Source organism: Micromonospora nigra, from assembly GCF_900091585.1.
Lineage (GTDB): Bacteria > Actinomycetota > Actinomycetes > Mycobacteriales > Micromonosporaceae > Micromonospora > Micromonospora nigra.
In genome coordinates, this window is record NZ_FMHT01000003.1 from 4,788,677 (window position 1) to 4,807,474 (window position 18,798).

Genomic DNA, 18,798 nt, shown 5'->3' on the forward strand with positions numbered 1-18,798 from the left:
CTGGAGGTGCGCGCCGTGCCGGAGCTGACCTACCCGCACGTCGGCGCCACCCGTGCCGGCGACCTGCCCGCCGGGTGGCGGCACGTGCGACACCGCGTCCGCCTGCCCGACACCTGCTATGCCACGGCCGGCGCGGCGGTGCTCGGATTCGACCTGCACCGGGCGGCGGGCATCGGGATCCGGGCCGACGCCGACCGGGCCGCCCCCGGCGTGTGCGTGGTGTCCCGCCTCGGCGTCGGGCCGCTGCGCATGTCCGCGCCGTGCGCGGTGGTCTGGGCCGTCGACGACGACCGGCGGACCGGCTTCGGGTACGGCACCCTGCCCGGGCATCCCGCCCGCGGCGAGGAGGCGTTCGTGGTGAGCCGGGACGACGCCGGCCGGGTCTGGTTCGAGGTGGTGGCGTTCAGCCGCCCCGCCAGCCCGCTGATGCGGGCCGCCGGCCCCGTCGGGCGGGCCTTCCAACGGGCGTACGCCTGGTGGCTCGGCCGCACGCTGCGTCGCCTGTGCCGGCGGGCCTGACAGCGATGGCCGGCGGGCCCGGACCCCGGGCGGGTCGGCTCAGAACCGGGCGAAGGAGCGGATCGGGGCGCGGGGCCCGAACTTGGGGGCCTGGACGCCCGCCGCCTCCAGCAGCCGGCAGACCCGGCCCCGGTGCCCCCGGAACGGCTCCAGCAGCGCCAACATCCGGGCGTCGTCACCGCGCGGCTCGCCGGCGAGGGCCCAGGCGACCGTGTTCGGCACGTGGTAGTCGCCGACACTGACCGCGTCGGCGTCCCCGTACGCGACCCGCACCACCTCGGCGGCCGTCCACGGCCCGATCCCGGGGACGGCGGTCAACCGGCGGGTGGCCTCGGCCGAGTCCGCGCAGCGTTCCCACCGCTGCGCCAGGGCGGCGGCCCGACGCAGCGTCTCGGCGCGGCGCTGCTCCACTCCGAACGGGTGGAAGACCCAGTAGGGCGTCGCGGCGATCGCCGCCGGTTCGGGCGGCAGCAGCAGCGGCTGCATCGGTCCCGGCGCGGGTTCCGCGAAGTGGCGAACCGTGGCCGCGTACCCCCGGTACGCCTCCTTGCCGGTCACCTTCTGCTCCAGGACCGCCCGCAACACCCGGGGGAACACCAGCCCGGTGGCGGGCATCCGCAGCCCCGCGTGCCGGGCGGCCAGCCGGGCCACCACCGGATGGGCCGCGGCCAGGGCGGCGAACCCCGTCAGGTCGTCGCGCAGCCCGGCCACCGCGTCGGCCCGGTGCACCAGCCAGTCGCCGCCCGGTCCGTACCCCTCGGCGTGCAGCTCGCCCGCCGCCGGGCGCAGCCCCAGCGTGCCCGGCCCGGTCGGGGTGCGGGCGGCCCACCAGAAGGTGCCCCCGACGATCCGCGCGCAGGGGTCGTACGGGCTGAAGGTCAACGGCCGGACCGACTCGGCCAGCCGGTATCCGGGCGGTGGGCGCAGCACCCGGCGGGCGGTGGGTTCGGAGCCGGTCACCCCGACATGCTGCCACGACGCCTCCGACCCGACCGCACCGCAGAGCCGACCGCACCGCGAACACGACGACACCGCCGACACGGGTCGGCGGTGTCGTCCGCACCGGGACGGCCCGGCCGGAGACCGGCCGGGATCGGGCTGGGGGGACCTCGGTGGGCGCCTGCTGGCGTCGGCGCCGTCACCGCCCTCGACCGTCCCGGGGGCACCGGGACAGGTGGTGCGCGTCCGGCGGTTCGCGAGTCGCGACGCCGGCCCGGTCGACGGGCCGGCGTCGCGGTCGGGACGCGTGGCGTTGCCGGTCCGCCAGCGTCCTGCTCGCTTCGGTGGCCGGCCGTGCCCTCCCGGCTGCGACCGACCACCGGGCCCGGGGTCAGTACGAGTAGTCGGAGTCCGAGTCCGAGTCGTTCTTCGACGGCGGTGCCACCGGCTTCGGGGTGCCGGTCGGCAGGCACTCCAGGTTCTTCCTGCCGTCCGGCTGGATCACGAACCAGGTGCCGCCGACGCCCTGGCCCTTCCACTGCCCCGGCTTCTTGTCACCGATGTAGCGGTACAGCGGCCACCCGTCGAGGGTGAGCTGGCGGGTGCCGTCCTCCCGGGTGATGGTGCCCACGAGATCGTCGGAGACGCCCTTGAGCTTCGGGTTGCCGTCGGTCAGCGACGGCGGCCAGATCTCCTCGCACTCGCCGGAGCAGTTCGACGCCGGGGGGTCGTTGGTGTCCTTGTCGAACCGGTACAGGATGAACCCGTCCTGGTCGAAGACCGCCCGGCCCATCCGGGGAACGCTCTTGCCGGTGAGGCTCTCGGTGAGTTCGACGTCGGCCGGCGGCGCGTCGTCGGCCTCCACCTCCGGCTCCGCCGTGGTCTCGGGTGTCGGTGCCACGGTCGGCTCGGCCGCGGCGACGGCGACCGGCTCGGCGGCGTCGGGGTTCGCCGCGTCGTAGCCCGCGGGAGCGCAGGCCGTGAGTGCGACCATCGCACTCACGGCGATGACGGTCCGCTTCATCTGTGCCACGTGCCCTCCTCATTCTTGGCAGTTCACCGATTGATACGGAAAGGAGGGCTGTCAAGGTTGAACGTGCGGAGGTGGTCAACTTCACTGAGGACCATTGAACCGGAACGGCGTTCCGCACGTACGCATGGAATGCTTTCTCCGCACGGAACGCGGATACGACGACAGATCGGCACCGGTCATTGCGAAACCGGGGCCGACCTGTCGTCGAGGGTCAGGCGGGAATGGTCACCAACGGGCTCGCCACCCCGTCACGGTCCACCGACTGCACCTGGAAGTGCCGGATGTCGTCCAGCGGTGTCGCCGTGGAGCCGGACAGCTGCAACGGCTGCGGGTTCTCCGTCGTGCCGTACCCCTGCTCGGGCACCAGCCAGGTGGAGACGATCTCGGTGGAACCGTTGGTCCGCACCACCACCAGCTGACACACCCGGGGCCCGGGCAACCGGGCCAGGTTGAAGTCCGCACGGGTGCCGAAGTCCTTGCTGACCAGCCAGAACGTCGCCTGCACGCCCGTGCTCGGGTCGGTGACGTTCTTCTTCTCGCCCTCCTGCTCGAAGGGGCCACCGACGTTCGGATCACCCGGGTCGCTGGACCGCACCACGGTCGGCTCACCCACCGACGCACCCGTGGACGGCTCGGCGACCACGGTCGGCGACCCGTCGCCACCGACCACGTTGGCGAACCCGATCCCCGTCACCGCACCGAACACCACCACGGCGGCGGCCGTCGCGAACAACTGCCGGACCCGGTTACGCCGTCGGTGCGCCCGGACCGCCACCAGCGTCCGGTCCAGCAGCAGGGGATCCGTGCGCGTCTGCTCCATCGCCGCCATCGACTCGCCGTCGATGTCCGACAGCAGCCCGACGACCGGCACCATCGTCTCCAGTTCGGCGGCACACGCCCAGCACGAAGCGAGGTGTTCCTCGAACCGTTCCGTGTCCTGCTCGTCCAGGACGCCGAGCGCGTATGCGGCGACGTCCATGTGGTCGACCCGGCTCATTCCGTCACCCCCCTTTCCTGCAGAGCTGTGCGCAGCGCGCGCAGCGCGTAGTAGACGCGGGACTTGGCCGTCCCGAGCGGCAGCCCCAGTTCCTCGGCCGCCTCCGGCACCGTCCTTCCCCGGAAGTACGTCGCCACCAGGATCTCCCGGTGGGAATGACTCAGCGTACGCAGTGCGTCCGCCACCGTCATCGTGCGCAGCACCTTGTCGGTGCTGTCGGACTCCGGGAACAGGGTCAGGTCGCGGTCGTAGGTCTCCGCCGGCCGGGCCTGCTCGCTACGGTGCTCGTCGATCGCGATCCGCCGGGCCACCGTGACCAGCCACGGCCGCAGCGAACCCTGGCCCTGCGCCCCCAGCCGGTGGGCGTTGCGCCAGGCCCGCAGCAGCGTCTCCTGGACGATGTCCTCGGCCCGCTGCCGGTCCCCGCCGGTCAGCCGCATGACGAACATCAGCAGCGGGCCGGCGTGTTCGGCGTAGAGCTGACGGACCAGTTGATCGGAGTGGGCGGCCTCGGTGGACGCCGCCTGATGGCGTCCGGGTGCCGGTCGAGGCGTCACCGGGCCATTCTGGCGAGCCGCCGTGCGGGAGTCGACCCCGCGGGCAGACGTGGTCGGCCGCGACTGGGAACGCGCGGACATCCAGTCCGGGCGGACCCTGTCGCCGTGCCAGCCGGCCGCCACCGCATGCATGCAGACCTCCGGGTGTCCGATCGAGCCCTGTCCCCCCAAGGGCATGGCCGCCCCTGGATACGCACGGGCGGCGCGAACGGATCAACGGCGCACGGAAAAAGTCCCTGACGGCGGGGGAGGGGAGCCGGTGGCGTCCCCGTCGTGCACCACGGGAGCGCCACCTTCGAAGCGGTCGAGTTCCGCCCCGGCCAGCACCCGACCGGGAAACCAGTCGCCGGCCGCCCGCCGGGTCAGCTCCGCCACCGGTGGCTCGCCCCGGCCCGCGACCAGCACCAGATTCCCGTGCCGGCGCCCGCGCAGCACCGCCGCGTCGGCGACCAGGCAGGCCCGGGGCAACACCCGGCGTACGGTGGAGACCTGACCACGGGCGTGGCGCAGCGGCGGCCCGTCTGCCACGTTCGCCAGGTACCAGCCGGCCGGCCGCAGCACCCGCGCCACGTGCGTGGCGAACTCGACCGACGTCAGGTGGGCCGGGGTGCGACCACCGGAGAAGACGTCCGCGACCACCACGTCGACGCTGGCGTCCGGGGTGGACTCCAGCACCGCCCGCGCATCGGCCACCCGCACCTTCAACCGTGGGTCGGGCCGCCACGGCAGCTCCCGGCGCACCAGGTCGACCAGGGCGCCGTCCACCTCGCACACCCGCTGGGTGGAGCCCGGCCGGGTGGCCGCGACGTAACGGGGCAGGGTCAGCGCCCCGCCGCCCAGATGCAGCATCCGCAGCGGTACCCCGGCGGCAGCGACCAGGTCGACGGCGGCGGCGAACCGGCGCACGTACTCGAACTCCAGGTGGGTGGGGTCGTCGAGGTCCACGTGGGACTGCGGCACGCCGTCGAGCAGCAGCGTCCACGAGCCCGGCCGGTCAGGATCGGGCACCAGCTCCGCCACGCCGGTGTCGACCTGCGCGGTCACCCGGTCCGCGCCGCGCCGCCGCCCCATCAGCCGCGGGACCGGGCGGCGGTGGCCAACGCCCGGTGCAGCAGCCGCACGTCGCCGAGCAGCGCCCGCAGCCGCCGCTCCAACCCGGCGATCGGCACGAGGTTCTGCGGGGCGCGCGGGTCCTTGTAGGGAGAGGAGGCGAACCTCGGCAACGTCACCTGCGACAGGTCGGCCAACGCCACCGCATCCTCCACCGGCAGCTCGGCGGAGCACTCCAGCCGGACGATGCCCGCCCAGGGCGCCCCGGCGGCCACCGGCAACCGCAGATACCACGACCAGCCGCCCCACGCCGTGCCCAGCCGGAACACCGGCGACCGTTCACCGGCGGCGAGACCCGTCACCACGGCCGTCAGCCGCGCGTCCAGATACTGGCTGTGCTGGGTCTTGATGTAGCCGAGGGTGCGCGGCAACTGCCGCCGGTTGCGCAGCGGCCCGTCCACCACCAGCAGGTCGCCGTCGCAGCGGGCCGCGCCGGAGACCTCCACCTCCAACGCGGTCAGCGGTCCCTGCACGGCGGCGGGCAACTTCGCCAGCTCACCCGTGCCGCCCACCCGGTGCACCGGGTAGCGCACCGAACCGGCCACCACGTCCGCCGCCGACGGGCTCGCGGTGAACAGGCCCCGGCCCACCTTCGCGCCGGCCAGCCCCGCCGCGCCCCGCTCCAGGTCGCAGCGCACCACCCCGGCCGCGTACGAGGCGGCCAGCCCGGGGAACGAACCCCCGTCGTCCTCGGCCGTCCACACGCTGGCGTCGATCCGGCGTACCCCGTCGACCAGCAGCACCACGTCGGGGGCGCGGACGCCCGCCTTCGGCCCGACGGCCCGCCAGTCGACCGCGGGACACTCCACGTCGGCGTCGACCTGCGCACTGCTGGGTGCGGCCGGCCCGGCGGCGGACGCCTCGAACGACGCCCCGTACGCCGGATCCCAGGCGTCGACGAAGAACCGCGCCGCGTCCTGCCCGCCGCCCGCCGGCCGGGTCACCGGCCCGTCCGCTCGACGCGCGCCGACCGGGCGTCCTTGTGCACCTCGAACCGCACCGGGATACGTTCGGCCAGCGCCGGCACGTGGGTGACCACGCCGACCATCCGGTCGCCCCGGGCCGCCAGGTTCTCCAGCGTGGCGGCCACCGTGTCGAGAGTGGCCACGTCCAGGGTGCCGAAGCCCTCGTCGAGCACGATGGACTCCAGGCTCGCCGCCGTGGTGGACAGGCCCGCCAACTGTTCCGACAGCGCCAGGGCCAGCGCCAGCGACGCCTGGAACGTCTCGCCGCCGGACAGCGTGCGCACCCCCCGGCGCAGACCCGCGTCATGGTGGTCGACCACGAAGAACTCGCCCTTGTCGTGCACCAGGTCGTACTGTTCGCCCGACAGCTCCCGCAGGATCCGCGACGCGCCGTCGACCAGCAGGTCCAGCGCCTCCGCCAGCAGCCACCGCTCGAAGTTGTTGGCCCGCAGGTGCCCCGCCAGGGCCCGGGCGACCTGGGCGGCCCGCTCGTGCTCCGCGCGCTGCCCGCGCAGCCCCGCCGCCTGCTCACGACGCTGCTCCAGATGGCGCAGCTCCGCCTCGGCCCGCTCCCCGGCGACGGCGACGGCGCGAACCGGATCGTCGGGAGCCGGCAGGCCGGCCCCGGTGAACAGGGCCGCGACCCGCTCCCGCACGGCGGTGGCCGCCGCCTCGGCCTCGGCGACCGCGGCGGCGCGGCGGACCCGGTCGGCGTGCCGGCGACCCGCCTCCGCCTCCGCCCAGCCGACCAGCGTCGCCCAGGCCGCCGCCACGTCCTCCCGGTCCGCCGCCGGCGGGCCGAAGCGGGCCAGGGTGTCGCGGGTGGCGTCGAAGCCGCGCCAGGTCGCCCGCAGCCGCTCCTGCGCGGCGTCGCGGGCGCTGCGGGCCCGGCGGGCCGCCTCCCGGCCGGCCCGCACCGCCGCCGCCGACTCCTCCAGGACCCGACGCAACCGGTCATGCTCGTCGAGGTCACGGCGCAGCGCCTCCGGGGCGGCGGCGTCGGCGAGCTGCGCGTCCAGTTCGGCCAGCCGGGCGTCCACCTGCTCCTGCCGGGTCCGGGCCCGCACCAGGACCCGTTCGAGGTCCCGCGCGGCGGCGTCACGTTCGCGCACCACCGCGTTCGCCGCCTCCACCGCCGCCCGCGCGGTGCGGCCCGCCGCCACGGCGGCGGCCACCTTCGAGTCGGCCGGCATCGCCGGCACCCGCGCCACGGGCTGCTCGCAGACCGGGCAGGGCTCACCGGCGGTCAGGTGCGTCCGCAACGCCACCGCCTGGTCGGCGGCCCTGGCCTCCTCGTGGACCTGGAAGGCCGCCGCCAGCTCCGTCTCCGCCGCCTCGGCCGCCGCCCGGGCCTGCGCCAGGGCCGCGACCGCCACGCCGTGTTCGGTCTGCGCCGTGTCGGCCGCCGCACGGACCGTGCCGGCCTCGGCGGCCAACCGTTCCCGATCGGAGTACGCGCGCAGCAACAGCCGTGCGGCGCTTTCGTCGCCGGCCGAGGCCAGCTCGCCGCGGAGCTTCTCCTCCCGCTCCTCGGCCGACACGACCGTGGCCGCCGCCTCGTCGGCCGCCTCCCGTGCCTCGGCCACCGCCCGGGCCACCTCGGCGACCCCCGCCGGGGCACGCACCCCGGCCAGCACCGCCAGGTCGGCGTCCAGGGCCTCCAGTGCGCCGGCGGCCTCCCGGGCGGCCGTGCGCGCCGCCTCCAGTTCCGGCTCGGCGGCCGTCACCGCCGCCGCCAGCCCGCGCAGCCGGTCGACCTGCCCGGCGGCCTCCGCCAACGCCGCGTCGTCGGCGTCGGCCAGCCCGGCGAGCACCTGGTCGACGGCCTCCAGCTTCGCCTCCGCCTGCGCGGCCCGCGCGGTCGCCCGCTTCTGCACCTCCTCGTAGACGCCCAGCCCGAGCAGGTTGACCAGGATCTGCTGCCGGGTGGCCGGCTTGGCGTGCAGGAAGTCGGCGAACTGCCCCTGCGGCAGCACCACGCAGCTGGTGAACTGCTCGTACGGCAGGCCCACGGCCGCCAGCACCGCGGCGTCCATCTCCGCCGGGGTGCCCGCGACCACCTCGCCCAGGTCGTCCGGGCTCAGCCCCGTGTCGAGCTTGGTCACGTCGAACCCGGCCGGCATCAGTTGCAGGCCCGCGTTGGCGGTCTTGACGTTGCCCCGGGAGTCGCGGCGCACCACCCGGGTCGCCACGTACCGGTCCCCGGCCGACTCGAACACCAGCCGCACCCGGGCCTCCGTGGCCGACGGCGCGAGCGCATTGGACAGCCCCCGGGCCCCGCCCCAGCGGGGCACCGTGCCGTAGAGGGCGAAGCAGATCGCGTCCAGCACCGTCGACTTGCCCGAACCCGTCGGGCCGACCAGGGCGAAGAAGTCGGCGTCGGTGAAGTCGACCGTGGTCTCGTCGCGGAAGACGGTGAATCCCGCCATGTCCAGCCGCATCGGCCGCATCAGCGCTCGACCTCCTCGAACAGCTCGTCGAAGAGCTCCCGCACGCCGTCGTCGGCGTGGCCCCGGCTGCCCAGGTAGTCGGCGAACAGCTCCCGTGGCGAGCGGCCGGCCCGCTGCGCCACCCGGGTGCCGCTGCCCGGCGCGGGCACCAGCTCCGGGTCGATGCGGATCTCCAACGCCCCGGGGAGCAGCTCCTGCACCTCCTCACGCAGCCCGGCGCGGGGCTGCTCGCGCACGTACACCCGCAGCCAGCCCTCCGGTGGGGTGACCGCCGCGAGCTGGGCGAGGGTGCCCCGCACCGTGCGCAGCGCCGTCGCCGCCGTCACCGGCACCTCGCGCACCTGCGCCGCCGTCGTCGCCGTGACCTCCACCAGCGTCACCGACGGCACGTTCTCCTGCTCGCCGAAGTCGACCGCCAGCGGCGCCCCGCTGTAGCGGATCGGGCAGGGCCCCTGCACCCGCTGCGCCCGGTGCAGGTGGCCCAGTGCGACGTAGTGGGCGGTGCCCGGGAAGACCGTCGCCGGGACGGCGTACCCGAGCACGGTGTGCGCGTCCCGCTCGCCACCGCCGGTGCTCGCCCCGACCACGGTCAGGTGGGCGGTGACCAGGTGCACCCGGTCGGGCTCGTCGAACCCCTCGGTCAGCCGGGCGAGCACCCGGCCGAGGTGGTCGGCGTACGTCTGGGTGGTCTCCGCGGCGGTCAGCTCGTACATCTCCACCGCGCGGACCGCGTACCGCTGGGACAGGAACGGCAGCGCGGCCAGCCGCCACCGTTCCCCGCCGGCCGTCGTGCCGTCGATCACGTGCTCGACCGGATCCTCCCGGACGCTGCCGCGCAGGGTGATCCCCGCCGCCTCGGCCCACGGGCGCAGCGCGTCGAGGGCCTGACCGTTGTCGTGGTTGCCGCCGATGGCGACCACGTCCGCGCCGGTGCGGCGCAGCGCCGTCAGCGCCCGGGTCACCAGCCGGGTCGCCTCCGGCGTCGGCGCGGCCGTGTCGTACAGGTCGCCGGCCACGACGACCAGGTCGGGCCGCTCGGCGCGGGCGACGTCGATCACCCCGGCCAGCACCGCCTTGTGCTCGTCGGCCCGGGACCGGCCCTTGAGCACCTTGCCCACGTGCCAGTCGGACGTGTGCAGGATCTTCACGGTCGTCGTCCTCCTCGGGCCGCCGCGGGGCTGCTGAGCCCCACCAACGGCCCCTAGAACGGGATGTCGTCGTCGGTCGCTCCGCCGCCGGAGCCCACCACCGCGAACGGGTCGGCGGACTGGGTGATCGAGCGCAGCGTGCCCGACGGGGCGGCACCGGCCTCGGACACCCGGGTCGCCCAGGCGGGGAAGGGGAACTCCAGACAGAGCGGGACGGGGATGTCGGGCTGGTTGACGAACATGGTGCCCGGCTTGGCCAGCAGGGCACGCTGCCGTTGCGCGGGCGGCAGGAAGCCGTACTCCGGGCGGGACGCCTCGGCCGGGTCGAGGCGGCCGACCACCCGGATCGCCGAGTTGGTGACGATGCGCCGCTCCACCTCGCTGGCGGTCTGCTGCGCGCCGACCAGGATGACGCCCAGCGAGCGGCCCCGCTCCGCGATGTCGAGCAGCACCTCCTTGATGGGGGAGGAACCCTCGCGTGGGGCGTACTTGTTCAGCTCGTCGAGGACGACGAACAGCAGCGGCTTGGCCGTGCCGGCCTTCTCCTTGCGTTCGAACTCGCTCTTGAGCGTCACGCCGACCACGAAGCGCTGCGCCCGGTCGGGCAGGTTGTGCAGGTCGACCACGGTCACCTGGGCGCTCTCGGCGGTGTTGATCGAGTGTGGACGGCGGGTGGCCAGGTCGCCCCGGATCAGTCGGCCCAGGTCCTTCTTGCTGCCGATCAGCCGACGGGCGAACGCGTTGACCGTGCCCAGACCCACCGCGCTGCCGGCCCACTCGCCGCGGGTCTCGTCGTCGTTGAGCTGCTCGACGACGTGGTCGACCAGGTCGGCGTAGGTGCCGAGGCGCACCCCGTCGATGCTCACCCCGCCGTCGGCGGGCTGCGCGTAGCGGGCCAGGTGGGCGGCGACCGAGTGCACCACCATCGTGTACTGCTGGCGTTCGTCGTCGGCGTCGGCGAACACGTAGGGCAGCAGGCGGTCGGCGCAGAACTCCGACAGGGTCCAGTAGAAGCTGTCCACCCCCGTCAACCGACTGCTCACGTCGGGCGTGCCGGAGGAGTCGCCGACCCGGGGCGGGGCGTAGACCCGCACGTCGGGGAACGCCCCGGCGGTCAGCCCGAGCTTCGCGTACGACGCCCGGGTGGCGTCGTCGAGCCGGGCGTTGGGGTGGTCGAGGAACAGCAGATCCTCACCCTTGACGTTGAAGATCAGCGCCTTGGCGTTGACCGCGTCGCCGCCCAGCACCCCGGAGCGGAACACCGAGTAGAGCAGGAAGGTGGCGAAGCTGGTCTTGGTGGCCACGCCGGAGATGCCGGAGATCGACACGTGTGCGCCCCGGCTGCCGTCGAGGAAGTCGGCGTTGAGGTAGACCGGCACCCCGTCGCGGCCCATGCCCATCGGGATGCGCCGCTCCATCCGGTCGAAGTGCAGCGCCCGCGCCCGCGCGTCGCCCTGCGCCCGGTACACCGCCGCACCCGGCTGCGGCGGCACGTAGAACTCCGGGTCGACCCGGGTGGTGGTGATCTCGGCAGCCTCCTGCACCTGGGCGGGCAGGGTGCCGTCGGCGATGGCGAACACGTCGGAGTCGAACTGGGCGCCCTCGTGTCGCGCCCGCACCTGGGTGACCACGCCGGCGATGGTCACCGGCTCCCGGTCGGGTAGTTCCCGGCGGGTCACCACCACGTCGTCGAGTTGGAGATAGCTGTCGGGGGACACCGCCGTCCAGAACTGCAACGGCGTGGCGTCGGCGGTGCCCAGCACCCGGCCGACACTCTCGGCCGGGCCGTCGAAACCGTCGTCGGTCATCGGGCAACTCCGGTCGGTAGGTGGCGACCCGCACCGACCCGGAGGTCTCGCGCAGCGCGGCGGTCGGTGGGGTGGGCGGGCACGCCCTGCATCCTGCCCGAGGAGTACGACAGGTTGCCACGCGACGCGGCGGACGCCACGCTTTCCCGGTCATCCCGTTCCGGACAGTCGCCGTACCGTCACGCGCGGGCGTAGCGCAGCATCAGCATGCCGTCGGCGGCGGCGAGCACGTGCCGCAGCGGCAGGTGGCGTACCGGGCTCGCCCCGCCCGCGGTGATCCGACCCGGCCCCGCCCCGGCCAGCAGCGGGGCCACCGTCAGGCAGACCTCGTCGACCAGGTCGGCGGCGGTGAGTGCGCCGAACAGTCGCGGCCCGCCCTCGCACAGCAGCTGGTCGTGTCCCCGCTCGCGCAGCCGGGCGAGACCGGCGGCCAGGTCGACCGCCCCGTCGCCGCAGCGCACCACGTCGGCGACCTCGGCCAGGCCGGACGGGGCCGGGGTGTCGGCCCGGGTGAGCACGACGGGGCGTACCGGCGCGTCGGCGAACGCGGCCTGCGCCGGGTCGAGGTCGAGGGAGCCCGAGACGACCACCAGGGTGGGAACCTCGGCCAACCCGTGATCACGCCGCCAGGCGCGGCGTCGTTCGTCCAGGCGTACCGCCCGGTAGCCCTCGTGGCGTAGGGTGCCGGCGGCCACGACCAGGGCGTCGCAGAGCATCCGCAGCAGGCCGAAGACCCGCTTGTCCGGCTGACCCGACAGGCCGGCGGAGTAGCCGTCCACGCTGACCGCGCCGTCGACGCTGGTGACGAAGTTGACCCGCAGGTGGGGGCGGTCCGCCCGGCCGTAGCGGGCGGTCAGCGCGGCGTCGTCCAGGGGGTGCGGCGACGGTGTCGGCCACAGGGCCGTGATCGGAGTTTCGGCGGTCATTCGCCGGCCGGACCGGTGACCGGAGGGGTGGGGCGGGGGGTGCGGTGCTGGCAGTCGCACCAGGTCCGGCCCGGGCAGTCGTCGTGCCGCCTCGCCCGGCACGCTCGGCAGATCATGCTCGCAGCCTATGCCGAGCAGGGACGGGGCAGCACCGCCGACCGGGAAATGAGCCACCCGACCCGCTCGGGCGGCGGGCGGGCCGGACCCCACCGCGGGGCGTCGGCGAGCCGCGCGCGAGCGGCTGTTGCCGGCGTCGGTCGGCGTCGGCCCGCTCGGGCGGCGCTATTCCCAGGCCACGTCACGGGTTAACGCTCTCGCGGTAACGATCTGGGAACGCTCCCAGAGGCCTATTGACACCCCCGACACTCGCCGGCAATCTCATGGGAGCGTTCCCAGGCATGACCCGGATCACTCCGGGGGCCCGGGAGCCGACACCGGGCCCTCCGGCCCGGCGCCGGTAGACGCTGCGGCACCCCCCACCACAACCACCCACCAGCCTCACACCGAAAGAGGGTCAGGATGAGCCTCCCCACGCGGCGTACCCGCATGGCGGCTGCCACCCTGGCCGCGATCACCGCTGTCAGCGGTCTTGCGGCCTGTGGCAACGACGACGACGCGCCGGCCGACGGCGAGAAGCCCGCCAAGCTGGTCGTCGACACCTTCGGCGAGTTCGGCTACGACGAGCTCGTCAAGCAGTACGAGCAGCAGACCGGCATCAAGGTCGAGCTGCGCAAGACCGCACAGCTCGGCGAGTACCGGCCCAAGCTGGTCCGCTACCTCGCCACCGGCAAGGGCGCGGCCGACGTGACCGCGCTCGAAGAGGGCATCCTCAACGAGTTCAAGGCGAACCCGCGCAACTGGACGGACCTCAGCCCGCTGATCGCCGACCACTCCAACGACTACCTGCCCTGGAAGTGGGAGCTCGGCAAGGCGCCGGACGGCCGGCTCGTCGGCCTGCCGACCGACGTCGGCAGCCTCGCCGTCTGCTACCGCAAGGACCTGTTCGAGGCCGCCGGCCTGCCCAGCGACCGGGAGCAGGTGTCGGCGCTCTGGGCGGACTGGAACGGCTTCCACGAGACCGGCCGCAAGTACAAGCAGGGCAGCGGCGGCAAGGCGTTCATCGACTCGATCACCGCCGTCTCCAACGGCATGCTGTTCCAGCAGGGCAGCGACCTGTTCTACGACAAGGAGAACAACATCATCGCGGACTCCAGCCCCGCGGTGAAGGCCGCGTGGGACACCGCGACCTCGATGGTGGACATCTCGGCCAAGGCGTCCACCTGGTCGCCGGAGTGGTCGGGCGGTTTCAAGCAGGGCACCTTCGCGGCGACCTTCTGCCCGTCCTGGATGCTGGGCATCGTCGCGGAGAACTCCGGCGAGGCCAACAAGGGCAAGTGGGACGTGGCGGCCATGCCGGGTGGCGGCGGCAACTGGGGCGGCTCCTGGCTGGCCGTGCCGGCGCAGAGCAAGTACCAGAAGGAGGCGGCGAAGCTCGCCGAGTTCCTGACCAGCGCCACCAGCCAGATCGAGGCCTTCAAGGCCAAGGGCCCGCTGCCCACCAACCTGGAGGCGCTGAAGAACGAGGCGTTCCTCAGCTACACCAACGAGTACTTCAGCAACGCGCCGACCGGCAAGATCTTCGGTGAGAGCGTCAGCAAGATCGAGCCGATTCACCTGGGCCCGAAGCACCAGGCGGTCAAGGAGAACGCGCTCGAGCCGGCACTGCGGGCGTTCGAGAACGGGCAGGCCAGCAAGGACGAGGCCTGGGAGCAGTTCACGAAGGACGCACAGACTCAGGGTGCTTTCTGAGTGATTCCCTTCCGGTGGCGTTCGGGGATGACCCGGACGCCACCGGTCGGTCCCCCCTCCGCGTAGCACCCGCGCGAGGGCCCCCGGGCCTCGCCGGGAAAGGAATGTCCCATGAGCCTGTCGGCCACGACGGCGCCGCCGTCGCCAGCACCACCACCCCCCGACGTCACCCCTCGACGTCGCCGGGGGTATCTCCTCAACCGCCTCGACCTCAAGTACTCGCCGTACCTCTACATCGCGCCGTTCTTCCTGATCTTCGGCGCGTTCGGGTTGTACCCGATGCTGCGCACCGCGTGGATGTCGCTGCACGACTGGGACATGATCGGCGACCACACGTTCATCGGACTCGACAACTACACCGAGTTGGCCTCCGACGAGTACTTCTGGAACGCGCTGGTCAACACGTTCGGCATGTTCGCCCTGTCGACCATCCCGCAGCTGCTGCTGGCGCTGTTCCTGGCGAACCTGCTCAACCGCACCTTCCTGCGCGCCAAGACCTTCTTCCGGATGGCCATCTTCGTCCCGAACGTGGTCTCGGTGGCCGCGGTCGCGATCGTCTTCGGCATGCTGTTCCAGCGGGAGTTCGGCCTGTTCAACTGGCTGCTCAGCTTCGTCGGTGTCGACCAGATCGACTGGGACGGCAACCGGTGGAGTTCCTGGACCGCGATCGCCACCATGGTCAACTGGCGGTGGACCGGTTACAACACCCTGATCCTGCTCGCCGGCATGCAGGCCATCCCGAAGGACCTGTACGAGGCGGCCGCGATCGACGGGGCGAGCCAGTGGCGGCAGTTCTGGCAGATCACCCTGCCCATGCTCAAGCCCACCTTCATCTTCGTGGTCATCCTCTCCACGATCGGCGGCATGCAACTGTTCACCGAGCCCCTGCTCTTCGGCAACGGCAACATCATCGGCGGCAACCAGCGGGAGTTCCAGACGCTGGCCATGTACATGTACGAGAAGGGCATCACGAACCTGAACACCGCGGGTTACGGAGCCGCCGTCGCCTGGGCGATCTTCATGATCATCGTGCTGGTGTCGCTGATCAACTTCCTTCTCGTCCGCCGCACGGCCAAGTAAGGAGAGATCGGTGATCTCGGCTTCCCGGCGCCTGTGGCGCACCAGTCCGCTGACCTACGTGGCGCTCGTCCTGGCGGCGCTGCTGTCGATCTATCCCTTCTACTACATGGTGGTCATCGGCACCCGCAGCCTTGACTCCATCAACGACGTGCCACCGCCGATGACCCCCGGTGGCGCGTTCGGCGACAACTTCGGCCGGGTGCTCGACAACGACGCGGCCAACTTCCTCAAGGGCCTGATGAACTCGATCATCGTGTCCTCGGTGGTCACCGTGTCGGTGGTGCTCACCGGCTCGCTGGCGGGTTTCGCCTTCGCGAAGCTGCGCTTCCGGGGCCGCAACATCCTGCTGCTGGCGATCGTCATCACCATGATGATCCCGACCCAGATGGGCCTCATCCCGCTCTGGGGCATGATGCAGGACCTCAACTGGTACGACACCCTCTACGCGGTGACGGTGCCGTTCCTGGTCAGCGCCTTCGGCGTGTTCATGATGCGGCAGTACGCCAGCCAGGCGATCTCGGACGAGCTGATCGAGGCCGGGCGCGTCGACGGTGCCAGCACCTTCCGGATCTACTGGAACATCGTGCTGCCCGCGCTGCGTCCGGCGGCGGGCGTGCTGGGTCTGCTGACCTTCATGGAGACCTGGAACTCGTTCCTCTGGCCGTACGCGATCCTCTCCCCGGAGAACCCGACCCTCCAGGTGTCGCTCTCGTTCCTGTCGTACGCGTACTACACCGACTACTCCCAGGTCTTCGCCGCCACGGCGGTCGGGACAATCCCGTTGGTGCTCGTCTTTCTCCTGTTCGGCCGCCAGATCATCGGCGGGATCATGGAAGGTGCAGTCAAGTCGTGAGCAACCCCAGCAGCCCGCCCGCCGTGGGCGTCCTCGACGAGCGTGCGCCCCTGACGTTCCCGCCCGGCTTCCTCTGGGGTGCCGCGACAGCGGCGTACCAGATCGAGGGCGCGGCGGCGGTGGGCGGTCGTACCCCGTCGATCTGGGACACCTTCAGCCACACCGAGGGCCGCACCGTGGGCGGGCACACCGGCGACGTGGCCTGCGACCACTACCACCGGGTCGGCGACGACGTCCGGCTGATGGCCGACCTGGGCCTGAAGTCGTACCGCTTCTCGGTGTCCTGGCCGCGGGTGCAGCCCGGCGGGTCGGGCCGGCCCAACACCGAGGGCCTGGACTTCTACCGCCGCCTGGTCGACGACCTGCTGGCCCACGGCATCGAGCCGTGGCTCACCCTCTACCACTGGGACCTGCCCCAGCCGCTGGAGGACGCCGGCGGCTGGCCCGCCCGTGACACCGCCGCCCGGTTCGCCGACTACGCCCAGCTCGTCGTGGACGCCCTCGGCGACCGGGTGCACTACTGGACCACGCTCAACGAGCCGTGGTGCTCGGCGTTCCTCGGCTACGGCTCCGGGGTGCACGCCCCGGGCCGTTCCGACGGGGCCGACGCGGTGCGCGCCGGACACCACCTGATGCTCGGTCACGGCCTGGCCGTGCAGGCGCTGCGCGCGGCCCGGCCGAACGCCGAGATCGGGGTGACCGTCAACCTGTACCCGGTCACGCCGGCCTCCGACTCGCCGGCCGACGCCGACGCGGCCCGGCGCATCGACGGGCTGGCCAACCGGTTCTTCCTCGACCCGATCCTGCGCGGGGAGTACCCGGCCGACCTCGTCGCCGACCTGTCCACGGTCACCGACTTCGACCACGTCCAGGACGGCGACCTGGCGACCATCGCCACCCCGCTGGACCTGGTCGGGGTCAACTACTACAGCCGGCACGTGGTGGCCGCGCCGCTGCCCGACGCGGATCCGGAGCCGTACTGGCGGTCGCCGTCGTGCTGGCCCGGCAGCGGGGACGTCCGGTTCGTCACCCGGGGGGTCCCCGTCACCGACATGAACTGGGAGATCGACGCCCCGGGCCTGGTCGAGACGCTGCGCCGGGTGCACGAGGAGTACACCGACCTGCCCCTGTACGTCACCGAGAACGGCTCGGCCTTCGTCGACGAGGTCGTCGACGGGCAGGTCGACGACGTCGACCGGCTGGCGTACTTCGACGCCCACCTGCGCGCCTCGCACGAGGCGATCCAGGCGGGCGTGCCCCTGCGGGGCTACTTCGCCTGGTCGCTCATGGATAATTTCGAGTGGGCCTGGGGTTACACGAAGCGATTCGGCATGATCTACGTCGACTACGACAGCCAGATCCGCATCCCCAAGTCCAGCGCCAGGTGGTACGCCGAGGTGATCCGACGCAACGGTCTGGCCGCACAATAGGCGAGGGCCAGCCAGTAACGGGCGGCCCGGCACCGACACCCACCGTCGGTGCCGGTCCGCCCGACGTCGGAGGAGCACACGATGACAACGCAGCGCACCCGGTCGCTCGGGCGCCCGACCCTCGACGCGGTCGCTGCCCGGGCCGGGGTCGGCCGCGGGACGGTCTCCCGCGTGGTCAACGGCTCTCCCCAGGTGAGCCCCGAGGCCCGCGCCGCGGTGCAGCAGGCCATCGCCGAGCTGGGGTACGTGCCGAACCGGGCCGCCCGGGCGCTGGTGACCCAGCGGACCGACTCGGTGGCCCTGGTGGTCTCCGAGTCCGGTGACCGGATCTTCACCGAGCCGTTCTTCGCGGGCATCGTCCGCGGGATCTCCTCGGCCCTGGTGGAGACGCCCATGCAGCTGTGGCTGGCCATGGCGCAGTCGCCGGTGGAGCGGGAACGGGTCGAGCACCATCTCACCAACCAGCACGTCGACGGCGTGCTGCTGCTGTCCCTGCACGACGCCGATCCGCTGCCCACCCTGCTGGAGGAACGCGGCCTGCCCACCGTGCTCGGCGGTCGGCCGGCGCGCATGCTGCACCCCGACGCCCGGCCCGCCTGGTTCGTCGACGTCGACAACGCCGGCGGTGCGCGGCAGGCCGTGGAATACCTGGCCGACCGGGGGCGGCACCGGATCGCGACCATCGCCGGCCCGCAGGACATGGGCGCCGGCCTGGCCCGACTGTCCGGTTACCGGGAGGCGGTGCGGACCGCCGGGTTCGGCGTGAACCCCGACCTGATCGCGTACGGCGACTTCAGCGAGGGCAGCGGCGCGGCGGCGATGCGCCGGCTGCTGGAGGTCTGCCCCGACCTCGACGCGGTGTTCGTGGCGTCCGACCTGATGGCCTTCGGCGCGCTGCGGACGCTGCGCGAGTCCGGCCGGCGGGTGCCCCAGGACGTCGCGGTGATCGGCTTCGACGACGCCCCGGTGGCCCGGCAGACCGAACCGCCGCTGACCAGCGTGTTCCAGCCGGTCGAGGAGATGGGCCGGCAGATGGCCCGGCTGCTGGTGGCCCGCATCCGGGGAGAGGAACTACTGGCCCCGTACGTCGTCCTCGACACCCAGCTGGTGCAGCGCGCCTCCGCCTGACCAACCGCCCTGCCGGCGTGCTCTGCCGCCGCGCTCTGCCCTGCCT

General features: G+C 73.1%; 16 protein-coding genes. 6 read left to right on the plus strand and 10 right to left on the minus strand.

Translation table 11 applies throughout. The features are described 5' to 3' along the window. Positions 1–15 precede the first annotated feature (15 nt). Complete coding sequence (locus GA0070616_RS20850) at positions 16–519, plus strand: DUF1990 domain-containing protein (protein WP_091091300.1); 504 nt, start codon at positions 16–18, stop codon at positions 517–519. A 39-nt stretch (positions 520–558) separates the two neighbouring features. On the opposite strand, the gene GA0070616_RS20855 is transcribed toward GA0070616_RS20850, so the two are convergent. From GA0070616_RS20855 to GA0070616_RS20900, 10 genes are all read right to left on the minus strand, one after another. Beyond that, positions 559–1,479 (minus strand): DNA-3-methyladenine glycosylase family protein, encoded by a 921-nt coding sequence (locus GA0070616_RS20855; protein ID WP_091091304.1) that lies wholly within the window; start codon positions 1,477–1,479, stop codon positions 559–561. Between the two features lie 370 nt (positions 1,480–1,849). Then, entirely contained in the window at positions 1,850–2,491 is a 642-nt protein-coding gene (locus GA0070616_RS20860; protein ID WP_091085749.1) for a COG4315 family predicted lipoprotein, read from the minus strand. A gap of 211 nt (positions 2,492–2,702) precedes the next feature. Beyond that, on the minus strand, positions 2,703–3,488 hold the full coding sequence (locus GA0070616_RS20865) for an anti-sigma factor family protein (RefSeq protein ID WP_091085753.1): 786 nt from the start codon (positions 3,486–3,488) through the stop codon (positions 2,703–2,705). Then, positions 3,485–4,177, minus strand: coding sequence for a sigma-70 family RNA polymerase sigma factor (locus GA0070616_RS20870; RefSeq protein ID WP_091085756.1), 693 nt, complete (start codon positions 4,175–4,177; stop codon positions 3,485–3,487). The genes GA0070616_RS20865 and GA0070616_RS20870 overlap by 4 nt, the downstream gene beginning before the upstream one ends. Positions 4,178–4,258: 81 nt before the next feature. Further along, positions 4,259–5,116 (minus strand): spermidine synthase, encoded by an 858-nt coding sequence (locus GA0070616_RS20875; RefSeq protein WP_091085759.1) that lies wholly within the window; start codon positions 5,114–5,116, stop codon positions 4,259–4,261. Further along, positions 5,116–6,099, minus strand: a complete 984-nt coding sequence (locus GA0070616_RS20880; protein ID WP_091085762.1) for a hypothetical protein — start codon at positions 6,097–6,099, stop codon at positions 5,116–5,118. Before GA0070616_RS20880 ends, GA0070616_RS20875 begins: the two co-directional genes overlap by 1 nt. Next, positions 6,096–8,570 (minus strand): AAA family ATPase, encoded by a 2,475-nt coding sequence (locus tag GA0070616_RS20885; RefSeq protein WP_091085766.1) that lies wholly within the window; start codon positions 8,568–8,570, stop codon positions 6,096–6,098. The genes GA0070616_RS20880 and GA0070616_RS20885 overlap by 4 nt, the downstream gene beginning before the upstream one ends. After that, positions 8,570–9,718, minus strand: a complete 1,149-nt coding sequence (locus GA0070616_RS20890) for an exonuclease SbcCD subunit D (RefSeq protein ID WP_091085769.1) — start codon at positions 9,716–9,718, stop codon at positions 8,570–8,572. The genes GA0070616_RS20885 and GA0070616_RS20890 overlap by 1 nt, the downstream gene beginning before the upstream one ends. Before the next feature lie 53 nt (positions 9,719–9,771). Further along, complete coding sequence (locus GA0070616_RS20895) at positions 9,772–11,526, minus strand: ATP-binding protein (RefSeq protein ID WP_091085772.1); 1,755 nt, start codon at positions 11,524–11,526, stop codon at positions 9,772–9,774. 179 nt (positions 11,527–11,705) lie between these two features. Next, the gene (locus GA0070616_RS20900; protein WP_091085776.1) at positions 11,706–12,452 is read right to left on the minus strand and encodes a pyrimidine reductase family protein; all 747 of its coding nucleotides are present in this window, start codon (positions 12,450–12,452) and stop codon (positions 11,706–11,708) included. Between the two features lie 519 nt (positions 12,453–12,971). On the opposite strand from GA0070616_RS20900, the gene GA0070616_RS20905 reads away from it, so the two are divergent. The 5 genes from GA0070616_RS20905 (at position 12,972) to GA0070616_RS20925 (ending at position 18,752) form a co-directional block, all read left to right on the plus strand. Continuing rightward, positions 12,972–14,261: an ABC transporter substrate-binding protein gene (locus GA0070616_RS20905; protein WP_091085779.1), complete on the plus strand. Its 1,290-nt coding sequence runs from the start codon at positions 12,972–12,974 to the stop codon at positions 14,259–14,261. 111 nt (positions 14,262–14,372) lie between these two features. Continuing rightward, positions 14,373–15,341: a carbohydrate ABC transporter permease gene (locus GA0070616_RS20910; RefSeq protein WP_091085782.1), complete on the plus strand. Its 969-nt coding sequence runs from the start codon at positions 14,373–14,375 to the stop codon at positions 15,339–15,341. A gap of 10 nt (positions 15,342–15,351) precedes the next feature. Continuing rightward, on the plus strand, positions 15,352–16,194 hold the full coding sequence (locus GA0070616_RS20915; protein WP_091085784.1) for a carbohydrate ABC transporter permease: 843 nt from the start codon (positions 15,352–15,354) through the stop codon (positions 16,192–16,194). Next, positions 16,191–17,624 carry a GH1 family beta-glucosidase gene (locus GA0070616_RS20920; protein ID WP_091085788.1) on the plus strand — a complete coding sequence of 478 codons (1,434 nt, stop codon included), beginning with the start codon at positions 16,191–16,193 and terminating at the stop codon, positions 17,622–17,624. Before GA0070616_RS20915 ends, GA0070616_RS20920 begins: the two co-directional genes overlap by 4 nt. 81 nt (positions 17,625–17,705) lie before the next feature. Next, a complete protein-coding gene (locus GA0070616_RS20925; protein ID WP_091085792.1) occupies positions 17,706–18,752 on the plus strand; it encodes a LacI family DNA-binding transcriptional regulator in 1,047 nt (348 codons plus the stop codon). Positions 18,753–18,798 lie beyond the last annotated feature (46 nt).

Bases quoted from the DNA above. Each gene is read 5' to 3' on its own strand.
- GA0070616_RS20875 (WP_091085759.1), bottom strand. From the start codon at position 5,116: ATGGGGCGGCGGCGCGGCGCGGACCGGGTGACCGCGCAGGTCGACACC.
- GA0070616_RS20925 (WP_091085792.1), top strand. From the start codon at position 17,706: ATGACAACGCAGCGCACCCGGTCGCTCGGGCGCCCGACCCTCGACGCG.
- GA0070616_RS20865 (WP_091085753.1), bottom strand. From the start codon at position 3,488: ATGAGCCGGGTCGACCACATGGACGTCGCCGCATACGCGCTCGGCGTC.
- GA0070616_RS20895 (WP_091085772.1), bottom strand. From the start codon at position 11,526: ATGACCGACGACGGTTTCGACGGCCCGGCCGAGAGTGTCGGCCGGGTG.
- GA0070616_RS20885 (WP_091085766.1), bottom strand. From the start codon at position 8,570: ATGCGGCCGATGCGGCTGGACATGGCGGGATTCACCGTCTTCCGCGAC.
- GA0070616_RS20910 (WP_091085782.1), top strand. From the start codon at position 14,373: ATGAGCCTGTCGGCCACGACGGCGCCGCCGTCGCCAGCACCACCACCC.
- GA0070616_RS20870 (WP_091085756.1), bottom strand. From the start codon at position 4,177: ATGCATGCGGTGGCGGCCGGCTGGCACGGCGACAGGGTCCGCCCGGAC.
- GA0070616_RS20905 (WP_091085779.1), top strand. From the start codon at position 12,972: ATGAGCCTCCCCACGCGGCGTACCCGCATGGCGGCTGCCACCCTGGCC.
- GA0070616_RS20900 (WP_091085776.1), bottom strand. From the start codon at position 12,452: ATGACCGCCGAAACTCCGATCACGGCCCTGTGGCCGACACCGTCGCCG.